Origin of the sequence: Rhizobium tropici CIAT 899, assembly GCF_000330885.1 — a bacterium.
Taxonomy (GTDB): Bacteria; Pseudomonadota; Alphaproteobacteria; order Rhizobiales; family Rhizobiaceae; genus Rhizobium; species Rhizobium tropici.
The window spans coordinates 2,072,129-2,085,061 of the sequence record NC_020059.1; the positions used below are offsets into that span (position 1 = coordinate 2,072,129).

Annotated in this window: 11 protein-coding genes; 7 read left to right on the forward strand and 4 right to left on the reverse strand. The window is 60.5% G+C overall.

Annotated elements, in window-relative coordinates:
* Nucleotides 1-44: 44 nt before the first annotated feature.
* A complete protein-coding gene (locus RTCIAT899_RS10115) occupies nucleotides 45-530 on the forward strand; it encodes a MarR family winged helix-turn-helix transcriptional regulator (protein WP_015340128.1) in 486 nt (161 codons plus the stop codon).
* Here RTCIAT899_RS10115 and RTCIAT899_RS10120 read toward each other — a convergent pair.
* Nucleotides 524-1,723, reverse strand: coding sequence for a low temperature requirement protein A (locus RTCIAT899_RS10120; RefSeq protein ID WP_015340129.1), 1,200 nt, complete (start codon nucleotides 1,721-1,723; stop codon nucleotides 524-526). The genes RTCIAT899_RS10115 and RTCIAT899_RS10120 overlap by 7 nt on opposite strands.
* Nucleotides 1,724-1,754: 31 nt before the next feature.
* Nucleotides 1,755-2,129: a gamma-butyrobetaine hydroxylase family protein gene (locus tag RTCIAT899_RS10125; protein WP_041677477.1), complete on the reverse strand. Its 375-nt coding sequence runs from the start codon at nucleotides 2,127-2,129 to the stop codon at nucleotides 1,755-1,757.
* Nucleotides 2,130-2,262: 133 nt separating this feature from the next.
* Here RTCIAT899_RS10125 and moaA point away from each other — a divergent pair, with 133 nt between their 5' ends.
* Both moaA and RTCIAT899_RS10135 read left to right on the forward strand, forming a co-directional pair.
* On the forward strand, nucleotides 2,263-3,312 hold the full coding sequence (gene moaA / locus RTCIAT899_RS10130; RefSeq protein ID WP_015340131.1) for a GTP 3',8-cyclase MoaA: 1,050 nt from the start codon (nucleotides 2,263-2,265) through the stop codon (nucleotides 3,310-3,312).
* 21 nt (nucleotides 3,313-3,333) lie between these two features.
* Nucleotides 3,334-4,086 (forward strand): MBL fold metallo-hydrolase, encoded by a 753-nt coding sequence (locus tag RTCIAT899_RS10135; RefSeq protein WP_015340132.1) that lies wholly within the window; start codon nucleotides 3,334-3,336, stop codon nucleotides 4,084-4,086.
* A 104-nt stretch (nucleotides 4,087-4,190) separates the two neighbouring features.
* Here the strand turns inward: RTCIAT899_RS10135 and RTCIAT899_RS10140 are convergent, their stop codons facing one another.
* Nucleotides 4,191-6,740, reverse strand: a complete 2,550-nt coding sequence (locus RTCIAT899_RS10140; protein WP_015340133.1) for a methyl-accepting chemotaxis protein — start codon at nucleotides 6,738-6,740, stop codon at nucleotides 4,191-4,193.
* A 355-nt stretch (nucleotides 6,741-7,095) separates the two neighbouring features.
* Between RTCIAT899_RS10140 and RTCIAT899_RS10145 the strand changes: the two genes are divergently transcribed.
* Genes RTCIAT899_RS10145 through mobB form a run of 3 tightly spaced genes read left to right on the forward strand, consistent with a single transcriptional unit; the run spans nucleotide 7,096 to nucleotide 9,237 of the window.
* Entirely contained in the window at nucleotides 7,096-8,007 is a 912-nt protein-coding gene (locus RTCIAT899_RS10145) for a DMT family transporter (RefSeq protein WP_015340134.1), read from the forward strand.
* 10 nt (nucleotides 8,008-8,017) lie between these two features.
* The gene (gene mobA, locus RTCIAT899_RS10150; protein ID WP_015340135.1) at nucleotides 8,018-8,668 is read left to right on the forward strand and encodes a molybdenum cofactor guanylyltransferase MobA; all 651 of its coding nucleotides are present in this window, start codon (nucleotides 8,018-8,020) and stop codon (nucleotides 8,666-8,668) included.
* The gene (gene mobB, locus RTCIAT899_RS10155; RefSeq protein WP_015340136.1) at nucleotides 8,665-9,237 is read left to right on the forward strand and encodes a molybdopterin-guanine dinucleotide biosynthesis protein B; all 573 of its coding nucleotides are present in this window, start codon (nucleotides 8,665-8,667) and stop codon (nucleotides 9,235-9,237) included. Before mobA ends, mobB begins: the two co-directional genes overlap by 4 nt.
* A gap of 8 nt (nucleotides 9,238-9,245) precedes the next feature.
* Here mobB and RTCIAT899_RS10160 read toward each other — a convergent pair whose 3' ends face one another.
* The gene (locus RTCIAT899_RS10160; protein ID WP_015340137.1) at nucleotides 9,246-11,774 is read right to left on the reverse strand and encodes an OmpA family protein; all 2,529 of its coding nucleotides are present in this window, start codon (nucleotides 11,772-11,774) and stop codon (nucleotides 9,246-9,248) included.
* Nucleotides 11,775-12,142: 368 nt separating this feature from the next.
* On the opposite strand from RTCIAT899_RS10160, the gene RTCIAT899_RS10165 reads away from it, so the two are divergent.
* On the forward strand, nucleotides 12,143-12,925 hold the full coding sequence (locus tag RTCIAT899_RS10165; protein ID WP_015340138.1) for a lysine/arginine/ornithine ABC transporter substrate-binding protein: 783 nt from the start codon (nucleotides 12,143-12,145) through the stop codon (nucleotides 12,923-12,925).
* Nucleotides 12,926-12,933: the final 8 nt, after the last annotated feature.

Sequence of the window (12,933 nt, forward strand, 5' to 3'; positions counted from 1 at the left end):
GTGGGAATCCGATAATGTTCAACTATGAACAATAAAGTACAACGATGAACAAAAATCAATCCCTTCCCTGGGACCATCCGCGTTTTCGAAGCTGGATCGCCGTGGCGCGCGCCTGTCAGCTGATGCAACAATCGCTCGGACGGGCATTGGCGCATCTCGACATCAAGCCGCCGCACCTCGACATTCTCGTCAACCTGTTTCGCTTTGAAGGCATTTCCCAGCAGGAACTTGCCCGCAAGCTATTGGTCGGCCGCTCCAACATGAGCATGTTGTTGCCGCAGATGGAAAAGCGGGGGCTGATCGAACGCCGTGGCGATCGTCTCGACAAGCGAGTGCTCCGCCTCTACCTGACCGAGGAAGGGCGGCGCGTGACGGAAGAGGCCATGACCATCCAGACCACGCTCATCGACCGGATGCTCTCGGATGCGCCAATCGAAGAGTGCGAAGCGATCACCGTGCATATGGAGCGCGTCGTCAGCCTCCTGATGCAGGAAGAGCGTGAACCACTGGAGCCTGTCGGCGATCAGTGATCGCCGGCTGAGCGTGCCGAAGGAACGACTCGGTTCAACGAGGCGAATTCCCAGATCGCAACGACGACGAGCACGGCCGTCGCCAGAATGCCGAGCTGATAGACCACGACCATTGGCAGGGTGAGGAGCAGTAACGCCAGCCCGACGAGCCCCGCCATATGCGATAGCGGCGGCCGGCCGCTGGTTACCCCTTTGAACCAGAGATTTCCAAGCAGGAAGACCGCCGGTCCGCCCAGAATGGCGGCCGCGGCATGCATATCCGCAGCATCATGCGGATGAGCAAAGAGAAATTCATCTCCGACGACGCTCAGGATGATACTGGCCAAGATCGGGATATGCGCATAGGTGAACGCCTGCCGCGCGAGGCTGCCGGGTGTGTCGTCATGCTCGATACGATGGGCCGCCCTTTCATGACCAAACTGAAAGTAAATCCACCACAGAGCAACCGTGCCGATGAAGGCGGTGATGAACACCGCTACGATCAAGGGCGTCACCGGCTGTTCGGCAAAGGTCTTGCCGGCCTGCAGGACCGCTTCGCCGAGGCAGATGATGATGAAGAGTGCGCAGCGTTCGGCCAGATGCGCGCCTGACACATTCCAGTCAGCCGTCGTCGACTTGCCGAGCCCGGGTACCCGGAAGCCAAGCGCTGGAGCTGCATATTCGATGATGAGCGCGATCAGCCAGAATATGATGCGCATTTCGCTTTCCATCAGGGCGCCTGATATCCAGAAGATGCCGGACAGGATCAGCCAGCTGGTGATGCGCAGGAAATTTCGATGATTGGCAGCGCTGGCATTCTTGAGGGCGTAGACGGTGAACAGCGAACGGCCCACCTGCATGAAGACGTAGGCGCCGGCAAAGAAAATCGCCTTCTCGCCGAAGGCCTCGGGGATAGCAGCCGAAAGGATAAGTCCCGCAAACATCAGCGTAAACAGCATGATGCGCACAGGCATGCGGTCCGGATCGAGCCAGTTCGTCACCCAGGCGGTGAAAACCCAGACCCACCATACCGCGAAGATCAGCATGATGGCTTCGAGCGCCCCCAATGGGGTGAAATGCTCGGCCAGCGCATGCGCAAGCTGCGAGATCGAGAAAACGAAGACCAGGTCGAAAAACAGCTCGACGAAGGAAACCTTGCTCTCGTTCTTGCTGCCCTTGGCGCGAAGCCAGTTTTCCCTACCACCAAGGATCATGCCTACGTCCCTTATCCGTCACTGGAATTTGCTAGTGCGGCTTTCCAACCGGGTCGCGGCTCAGACCCTTTTCCTTCAGCTCAGCCTCATAGGCCGCGAAAAGCTCCTGGCCCTTTTCTCCGAGCTCGCGCAGATAGGACCATGTGAAAATGCCGGTATCGTGCATGTCGTCGAAGCCGATGCGAACGGCATAGTTGCCGGTCGGCGTCATCGACATGATGCCGACGTTGCGCTTGCCCGGCATGGTAACCTTCTGTCCCGGTCCATGTCCCTGGACCTCCGCGGAGGGAGACAGCACCCGCAGCATCTCCGCCGGCAAGTCGAAGCTCGCGCCGTTGTCGAACGTCACCAACAGGTGACGGCGATCCTTCGAGACCCGCAATTCGGTCGGCCAAACGTCACTCATCGATTTTCCCATGCCTTTCAGTGTGTTTTCGAGAATTATGCCGCCACAGCTCCACACGCAAGTATATTTGAAAGTCATTTTCCTTGACGCAACAATCGCCTATGCACACATTAGCAGTGTGATGGAGATTTGAGTGAATAGCATTGTCGGTACGATAGGCGGCGCCTCGCCGCTGGCAGCGGATAAAAGCCCGATGATTGACCCTTTCGGGCGCGCGGTGACCTATTTGCGCGTTTCCGTCACCGACCGTTGCGATTTCCGCTGTACCTACTGCATGGCCGAGCACATGACCTTCCTGCCGAAGAAGGATCTGCTGACGCTCGAAGAGCTCGACCGGCTCTGTTCCGCCTTCATCGCCAAGGGCGTGCGCAAGATCAGGCTCACCGGCGGCGAACCTCTGGTGCGCAAGAACATCATGTTTCTGGTCCGCAAGCTCGGTGAGAGCGTGAAAAATGGCGCGCTCGACGAATTGACCCTGACGACAAACGGCTCACAGCTCGCCCGGCATGCCGAAGAGCTTTACGATAGCGGCGTCCGGCGCATCAACGTGTCGCTCGATACACTGGATCCCGATAAATTCCGTACGATCACCCGCTGGGGAGATTTCTCCAAGGTGATGGAAGGCATCGACGCGGCGCAGAAGGCCGGCTTGAAGATCAAGCTCAATGCCGTCGCGCTCAAAGGCTTCAACGATACCGAAATTCCCGACCTGCTACGGCTCGCGCATGGCCGCCGCATGGACCTGACCGTCATCGAGACCATGCCCATGGGCGAGATCGACGAGGATCGCACCGACCAGTATCTCCCGCTCTCCCAGTTGCGCGCCGATCTCGAGCGTGAGTTCACGCTGACGGACATTCCCTACCAGACGGGCGGCCCTGCCCGTTACGTCCAAGTCGCCGAAACCGGCGGGCGCCTCGGCTTCATCACGCCCATGACCCATAATTTCTGCGAGAGCTGCAATCGCGTAAGGCTCACCTGCACGGGCACGCTCTATATGTGCCTCGGGCAAAACGACGCGGCCGACCTGCGCACGGCGTTGCGCGCAAGCGAGGATGACGCCCTGCTCCATGCAGCGATAGACGAAGCCATCACCCGCAAGCCGAAAGGTCATGATTTCATCATCGACCGCACGCACAACCGTCCGGCAGTCGGTCGCCACATGAGCGTCACCGGCGGCTAAATCCCACCGAGAACATCAAATATGCAGCTTGAGCTTATTCGCAATGCGACGCTGAAGGTCACCTATGGCGGCCATATTCTGTTGATCGACCCTTATTTTGCACCGCGCCACAGTCTCCCGTCCTTCACCGGCCGCTCTCCCAATCCGATGACGGAACTGCCGCGTTCGATCGACGACATTCTCCAGGACGTCGAGCTGGTGATCGTATCGCATCTCCATACCGATCATTTCGATGCCGTGGCGAAGGAGCGCGTGCCGAAAACACTGCCGATCCTTTGCCAACCCGGTGACGAAGGACGTATCCGCGACGCGGGGTTCACAAACGTCACGCCGCTCACGCAATCGGTCGTTTGGCAAGGCGTGACAATCACGCCGCGGCAAGGCAGCCACGGCGTTGGGCCAGTGGTGGAAAAAATGGGGCCGGTCATCGGCCTCACGCTGGAAGCTGTCGGCGAACCCACCGTCTATTGGGCTGGCGATACCGTGCTTTACCCTCCGGTCGCCGAAACGATCCGTGAATTCTCCCCCGATATCATCGTCACCCATTCCTGCGGCGCCCGTTGGGATGGCGATCTGATCGTCATGGACGACAAACAGACGCTCGAAGTCAGCCGCCTCGCCCCGCAAGCGACTATCGTCGCAACTCATATGGAAGCGCTCGATCACGCGACCGTCACGCGCCAGGATCTTCGCCAAACCGCAGAGGCAGGCGGTCTCGATTCCTCGCGGCTGCTCATTCCCGCCGATGGCGAGGCGCTCCATCTCGGCCGGTAATTTGCTCGCAATTCATCAGTGGCGATAGCAAGCTTCAATCGAAAAGCGCCGGACCATTGGCCCGGCGCTTTTCGATTCATGATGGTCTTTCTATCGATGCAGCCTTACGCAGCGCAGTAACGTGCATCCGCATTGCCATAGCTCGCATGTTCCGCCTCGCCATCGCCGGTGCGGAAGCGATCGATCTTTTCCGAAAGCATATCCACGCGCTGGCGCAGGCCGTGGATCTCCGCATTGTTCTCCTCGACCATCGCCGCGTTCCGCTGCGTGATCAGCTCGACTTCGGAAACCGCGCGGGTGACTTCCTCGATACCGGTCGATTGCTCTGTCGTCGCAGAGGAAATGTCGGCAACGAGCCTCTGGACGCCGGTGACATGGTTGATGATCTCGGTAAGCGCCGCGCCGGTCTGCTCGACCAGATGAACGCCGTTCCGCACCTGAGTGGAGCTTGCGGAAATCAAGCCCTTGATCTCCTTCGCCGCATTGGCACAGCGTTGCGCAAGTTCACGCACCTCCTGAGCGACAACAGCAAAGCCGCGGCCGGCTTCACCGGCACGGGCTGCCTCGACACCGGCATTCAGAGCAAGGAGGTTGGTCTGGAAGGCGATCTCGTCGATGACCCCGATGATCGTCGCGATCTTCTCCGACGAACGGTTGATCTCGCTCATGGCGCCCACAGCTTTGGCGACGACTTCGCCCGATTGGGTCGCATAGGCCTGCGTCTCGTTGACGGAGGTCGCCGTTTGCCGTGCGCGATCGGCGGTCGAGCGCACGACGTCGCTGAGGCGATGCAGTGCCCGCGAGCTTTCCTCGAGGGCGGCAGCCTGCTGCTCGGTGCGCCGAGCGAGGTCGTCGGCCGACATGGCAAGATTGCCGGTGCCGCCCTTGATCTCCTCGGCCGTGTAGCGGACGTCCGTCAGGGTCTCACGCAGCGCCTCGACCGCGTGATTGTAGGTGAAGGCCATTTCCACGAAGTCAGCCGAAAGGTCCTCGCGCATGCCCTCTTCCAGATTGCCGTCGGCAAGCTTGGCGAGAACGTCGGCCAGCGCATTGAGTGCCTGCTTCTGCTCGGCTTCGATGCGGGCGCGCTCGGCGGCGCGACGGGCAGCCTCTTCCGCAGAGAGCGCACGGGCGCTTTCGGCTTCCCGCTCCAGCCGGACATTTTCAAGCGCGGCATCGCGGAAGACGCTGACGGAGCGTACCATGTCGCCGATCTCATCGCCGCGATTGCGGCCGTCGATCGCGACTTCCAGGTCACCGCTTGCAAGGCGCGTCATCACGTCGGCAACGCGCTTCAGCGGACCGCGCAGAGTTTCCACGAGCATGAGACCGCCGATGATGGCAAGCAGCGTGCCGACGATCATGGCGATGACGGAGACATTGGCCGAGCGCTCGCTATCTTCCTTGCCGAGTTCCTGCGCCTGGGCAACGAAGCCGCGCAGAGAGGTCATCGCATCGGCCAGCAAGGTGTTGGACTGAACACGCGTCGTCTTCCAGTCGGCTGCCGTCTGCAGCAGATCGGCCGATCCGTTGGTCAAGCCCTCGATCAGCGGCTTCATGTGAGCCGCAAAATCACGCATGGTGGCGTTGGTCGGGCCGAGCTCCGAAATCCTTGCAGCTATGCTCTGCAGATCCTTGAGATCCGCAAGAACCGGTTCGCGTGAGGCTGCATCGCGAACGTTTTCCATGCGCGAGGCATGCAACGTCAGGCGATCGACGAGACTAAGCGCCTGATCGACATGATCCAGAAGCTCCTTTTGGCCATCGATGATCTTGTCCAGGCTGACGAAACGATCGGCGGCGGTATCGCTGTTCTTGGCCGACTGCAGGGTCATCTCGCCTTCGATCTTCACAAAGCTCTGCAGGATCGGCCCCATGGCCTCGACCTTCTGGTCTGGCGTGCCTGAGCTCTTCAATACCGCATCGAGCTTGTCGGCCGCATCGGAGGCATTTGCGACGAGGCTGGCGCCGCGCTTGGAAACGAGTGCCTTGGAAACAGTCACCTGCTTCAGGATAGCGTCCGCATAGGTGCGCGTGTCCGAAATCTCCTCGGTGGAATCGGCCGCCATCTGCACCTGGATGCGCAGATTACTCATCTTCTCCGAGAGGCCCTTATAGGCCGCAGCATCGTAGAGCAGTTCCTTGGCGAAGGTTTCCTTGTCGCTGAAATCCTTGCGGATGATGTCGATCTGCTTACCGGCGGCCTTGGCGGTCGCCTCGATATTTTGTACCGCCTTCCGGATGGCTTCGACGTCGCTGTCCTGCTTCTGTCTGATAGACCAGAGCGTCGCTTCCTGCGTGCGCATCCTGGCGGCAAGCTCGGTGACCGGAATGATCTTGGCGCGCTGATCGTCACTGAGCAGCCCACTTAAGCGACGGACGCCCTGTTCCTGCGCGTCGATCTTAGCGGCCAATGTCTGGCGCGTGTCATCGGAAGGGGACCCCGTGAATTCCTGCAGCGCGGCCTGCAGGTTTTCGAAATCGCTGATATTTTCGATCGTGGCGCGCGTCACGGTCATATGGCCGTTCAGAATATTGGCCGTGTGATAGCCCACCAGGCCGACGCCGGCGATCAGAACCACCAGAGGCACCACGAAAATAAGGACTTTGGTGACAATCCTGCGGCCTTGCAAAAGACGATCAATGAAAAACATACGGCGCCTCAACTGGATTATTAAAAATCTCCAGCGAAGGCGGGATCGTCATTCCTGCTGCGCTGCGGTAGGTGCTTCTGCCTCATGCAAAACCGCTGAGAGCCTCGGGAAATAAGATTGAATAAGCATTAATCGCCTGCCTAAAAGCCTCTGCAACGGCAAAAAAACTGCAACCGCTGTATCATTCCGCGACCACAGCGCGAAAAATTACGCCGATAAACGACAAATATCCCGCAACGCACAATCGAATTTGACTGCCCGCTCAAACGAATTCAACTTCGGCCGAAACACAGCCGATTCCAATTTGCTGAAAACGGCGCTAATCCAGATGGGTAATCAGGGACTCATCTTTCTCATGCGACTGACCAAGAATACGCAGGGCGCGCTCTTCATGGCGGCCTCCATGGCCGGCTTCTCCTGTAGCGATGCGTTGTCCAAGACGGTCATCGCAACGATGAATGCAGGCGAGATCATCTTCATCCGCGGCTTGTTCACGAGTTTTTTTGTGTATCTGCTTGCCCGTCGAATGGGCGCCCTGCGCAATTGGCGTGTCATCCTGCAGCCGATGATTGCGCTACGCATCGCCTGCGAAGCTCTGGCGGCGGCAACCTACATCACTGCTCTTGGAATGATGCCCATCGCCAATGCCTCCGCCATCCAGCAGGCTGTTCCGCTTGCCGTGACGCTTGGCGCGATGATTTTCCTGAAGGAGCCAGTGGGATGGAGGCGATGGACGGCCATTGCCGTCGGCTTCGTCGGCGTGCTGATCATCATCAGGCCCGGCCGTGACGGGTTCACGACGTCAGCCCTCCTTGCTATCGCCTGCATGTTTGCGACCGCCGCCCGCGATCTGGCGACACGCTGCATAGACAAGGACGTGCCGTCGCTGATGGTCACGCTCTGCACCGCAATTTCCATATCCATATTCGGAGCATTGTGCATCATCCCCTTCGGCGGCTGGCAGCCGGCGAGCACGACGTCGCTCCTGCAGATCCTGCTGGCCTCCGTTCTGGTGCTGATCGGCTACCAGGGCGTCATATTGGCCATGCGCACGGGCGAAATCTCTTTCGTCGCGCCGTTCCGCTATCTCAGTCTCATCTGGTCAGCTCTGCTCGGATTGATCGCCTTTGGCGAAGTGCCGGACGGATGGTCTGTCTTCGGCGCAGCCGTTGTCATCGCCTCCGGCATCTATACTTTCTATCGCGAAAGCAGACGGCGGGCGGCCGAGCCTGTCGCGCAGGAATCAGAACCCCGCGTTCCCGCCTGAGGTCGCAATCATGTCCGACTTCATCGCCAATCCCAAAGATATTCCCGTCGTTCTTCTCGCGGGAGGCCGTTCCAGCCGGATGGGCGCCAACAAGGCTTTTGCGATGCTCGCCGGCGAAAGCTTGATCGCTCGTATCGCGTCGAAGATCGGGCAACGGCAGCTCAAACCGATCGCACTGAATGCGGATGCCGATTGGCCTGACGCCATGGGGATGCGGCTCATTCCGGATAGAATTCCCGGTAAATTAGGGCCGCTTGCAGGTGTGCTCGCTGCTTTGCAGGACGCGCAATTGCATCACCCCGAGGCCTCGCACATCGCCACCATCCCCATCGACACCCCGTTCTTTCCTTCCGATCTCGTCGCGCGCCTTGCCCACGTCATTCACGGCCCCGATGAGATTGCCATTGCCGCATCACTCGGTCAGGATCATCCTGTTTTCGGTCTCTGGCCCGTCTCCGCCACCGCCGATCTGGAACTATGGATCTCCTCCGACGACAAACGGCGCGTCAGGGATTTCCTCGCTCGACATAAGGTGCGGCGGGTGGAGCTTCCCGCGATCGAAACGGCAATCGGGCCTCTCGATCCCTTCTTTAACATCAATACGCCAGCCGATCTCGCCGAAGCGGAGACATGGCTGGCAGCTTTGGAAGACATGTCATGACGAAATCTCGGCCCAAAATCTTCGGCATTGCCGGCTGGAAGAATTCCGGCAAGACGGGGCTCGCGGTGAGGCTGGTCGCGGAGTTCACCCAGCGCGGTTATCGCATCTCGACCATCAAGCATGCGCATCATGATTTCGATATAGACAAGGTAGGCGCCGACAGCTTTCGACATCGCGAGGCGGGCGCGCATGAGGTCACCATCGTTTCAGGCACGCGCTATGCCATCATGCACGAATTGCGCGGCACCCCCGAACCGAGCTTCGAAGAAATACTGGCGCGTCTCGCTCCCTGCGACCTCGTCTTGATCGAGGGTTACAAGCGTGAACCCATCCCGAAAATCGAGGCGCGCCGGCTGGAGGCGGCTAAGCGCGAACCGCTAGCCCCACAGGACCCTCACATCGTTGCCATCGCCGCCGACCATGCGGTGGAAGACGCCGGTCCGCTCACTGTTTTCGACCTCAACGACACTCTCGCCATCGCCGATTTCATCGCCGCGAAAGTCGGCCTTGGCAAACCGACGAATAGAAAGGCCGCCGGTTTCCCAGCGGCCCCTGCTATCAAGCTGTAAGCCGTTTCTTATCGGTTCGATGCGACCGGGCGCACCAGCGGTGTAATGCGGCGAATGGTGACGCGGCGGTTTTCCTGTGACGGGCCGAGCGTATTCACCTTGAGATACTGCTCGCCGTAGCCCTGGGTGACCAGGTTTTCGGCAGGAATGCCGTAGACATCCGTCAGCACGTTGGCGACCGATTCCGCGCGTTGGTCCGACAGGATCAGATTGCTCTGGGCCGAACCCACCGCATCCGTATGGCCCTCGATCAGGAAGGTTTCTGTCGGATCGCGCTTGATGATCTTCAACATGCCATCGGCGACACCGCGAAGGGTGCTCGCCTGCGACATCGGAATTTCGGCGCTGCCCGTCGCGAAGGTGATCGTGTCGAGGTCGATACGGCGGATCTTGTCGCGGATACGAGCCGAATAACGGACTTCGTTGACCGAATAGATACGCTCGACCGGCTCGACCGGCGGCTCGCGCAGGAAGTCGTAATAGTCGGCATTGCGGTTCGATGCCGTGTCGATGATGTACTGGCTCAACGGAATGAGCAGTCGCATCGGCGGCAGATCTTCACCCGGATCGCGGTAGTAGTCGTCATTGTCTGGACGATCTTCCAGTTCCGGCGAGTAGAACAGCACATATTCGCGACCGCTTGCATCGATACGCGAACGCTGGACGATGTCGCCATAGCGATTGCGGATCGTCACGACGCGATCGCCGTCGGGCTGATCGATCGTCTCGCGATAGCGGTCCCGCTGCAGTTGTTCATAGACCGGCCGCTCGCCGCCACGGACGAAGCGCTCGGTATCGTCATGACGGACGACATAGGTGTTGTCGACATTCACGACCGTGCGATTGTCCTGATTGATGATGGTCTGGTACGTCGTACCCTGCGGCGGGGCAAAATCCGGTCGGCGATCGATCCGGCGGCCCTGCTCGCTGGTTACGGCTTCCATCTTGACCGGAGGTTGCGGCTGGCCGCCGGCTGCCGCGCGCTGGGCCTCAGCATCGGAGGTCGGCGGCTTGGTGTAAGCCGGTGGCGGCTGCTGGGCCGGGGCGGTCTGGGCCTGCCCGCTCTGCGGAGCCTGACCGGCCTGTCCACGACCACCCTTGGTGCCTGGGGCCGCGGGATTTTGCCCGTTGTTCAGATGCTCGCCACGACGAACCGCATCCTTCTGGCTGTCCAGAACCGCACTTCCGTTTTCGACGGGCAGGATGACGGGACCATTGGCGGAGGCTGGATTCTCCGCGATCTTCTTACGGCGCTCCAGTTCCTGCGGCGAGACCTGCTCGGCCGGAGGCAGCTGGATTTCGCCAGCCTGCTGGCCATTGCCGTTGGCGGCGGGAGCCGTTGCACCAGCTTGAGCCGGCGTTGCTGCGCCATTGGCCGGCTGCTGCTTGCCAAGCTGCGGCGTTGCCGGGTTGCCAGCCTGTGTTGGCTGTCCTTGCGGCGTGCCCTGCTGGGCCGGCTGCTGCGGATTGGCCGCGGGCTGCTCGCCCTGCTGCTGGTTCTGCGGCTGTGTGCCGTGGGTCTTGTCCCCACCCTGCTTCTGCCCCTGCGCAGTACCAGGCGTCGCAGGCGCTCCGGGCTGCATTTCGGGCTGTGCCTGCGTCTGAGGCTGCGTTCCCGGCTGTGCCTTATGTCCCTGGGCAGGTTCGCCGGCCGGTGCCGGCTGCTGCTCGGCAGGCTGCTTCGCCGGAGCCTCGGTCTGACCTTGCGGCTTGGGTTGAGCCTTCTGTTCGGGCTGTGCCTGCTTTCCAGGCTGGGCCTCCTGATTCGGCTGTCCGCCCGCGGCGGGAGCCTGCGTCTCGGCCGGCGCCGGCTGCTGCGCCTTCGAACCATGCTTGGCCTTCGGCTCGGGCTTGGCCTCCGGCTGCGCTTCCGTTGCAGGCTGCTGTTCCACCTTCGGCTGCGGCGCTTCGGTCGGCTGCTGCTTTTGCGGCTTCGGTTGCTCTTGCTCTACAGGCTGCTTGGCTTCGGGCTGCTTCGCCTTCGGCTTCGGCTGTGGCGCTTCCGGCTCCGCCTCGGGGGCGACGGCCTTCGGCTGCGGCTTGGCTTCGGGCTGTGCCTGAGGCTCCTCGGCCGGCTGCTGGCGCTGCTTTTTAGGCTCAGGCGGCGCCTCTGCGGCCGGCTGCTGCTTCTGCGGCTTCGGCTGCTCCTGCTCCGCGGGCTGCTGATGCTCGGCCTTCGGCGGCTGTGCTTCGGGCTGTTGCTGCTTCTGCGGCTTTGGCTGCGGCTCGCCCTCGGGCTCAGCCTGCTTCATCTGGTGCTGCTGCTGCTCGCCACCACCCTGATGCTTCTGACCTTCCCCGCCTTCGGCAGGCTTCTTGTGCTTAAGCTGCTCTTCATCGGGCTGAGCTGCCGGCGCCTCCTGCTGCGCCACCTCGAAACTTGTGTCTGCGGCGGGGGCGGGGGCATCGCCGATGCCGTTGTTCAGCGGTGCGATTGGCTGCTCTTGCAGGGCCGCAGCTGCTGCCGGCTCGAAGGCGAGCGACAGCGAAAGCAGCGGAAACGCGGCGCTGGCAAATAATCTGGATCGCTTTCCCATAGGGGTCTCCTCTTATGATCTTTGTCTGCCGAATTGCGAATCTCAGCAAGCAAGGCGATTGCCTCAGGAACCCGGCCAATTTTCGGTTCTCATGAGGCTGAATCGCGGCAAGCGCTATATGTTCCCGCACTATTAGGTTGCCGTAATTAACCCTGCCTGAACGCAATGGATGGCTTACATTCAGATTTGCCTGTGTAGCGCGTGCATTACGGCGGCATTGCGCAAAGGCAGATTGCCTTTGTAATTCCAGTTGCATTTTCCCAAAAAAAAGTACGAATATCGCCGCGAGGCGGGCCACCGGCCCGCTCCACTCGAGCCGTCTGCCAAAAACAATAATGGGCTGCCGGCCACCAACAGAGAGGGTCAATATGCGCATCTCCACTCGTCTTATTGCCGCCGCGTCCTTCGCCGCAATGTCGCTCGTCGCCGGTGCGGCGCTTGCCGACGGCGACACGATCGTCTTCGGCACGGACGCGACCTACCCGCCTTTCGAATCGCTTGACGCCGGCGGCAAGTTCACCGGCTTCGATATCGATATAACCAATGCGCTTTGCGATCACATGAAGGTCAAGTGCACCTTCGTAAACCAGGATTTCGACGGCATCATTCCCGCCCTGCAGGCCAAGAAGTTCGACGCGATCATCTCGTCCATGTCGATCACGCCCGAGCGCGAGAAGATCGTCGACTTCACCAACAAGATTTACAATACGCCGCCGGCAATCGCCATTCCGAAGGACTCCACTCTCAAGGAAGCGACCGACGAAGCCCTGAAGGGCAAGACGATCGGCGCACAGTCATCCACGACGCATGCCAACTATGCGTCCGCCCACCTGAAGGATGCCGAGCTCAAGCTCTATCCGTCGGCTGACGAATACAAGCTCGACCTCAGCAACGGTCGTATCGATGCCGCCATCGACGACGTCGTCGTGCTGTCCGAATGGGTGAAGTCCGATGCGGGCAATTGCTGCAAGATGCTCGGCACGCTGAAAAGCGACCCGGTCATCAATGGCGTCGGTGCAGGCATCGCCATCCGCAAGGGCGATGCGGCCCTCAAGGATAAGCTGAACGCCGCGATCGCTGCGATCCGCGCTGATGGCACCTACAAGAAGATCCAGGACAAGTATTTCGATTTCGACGTCTACGGCGATTGATCGCCCGT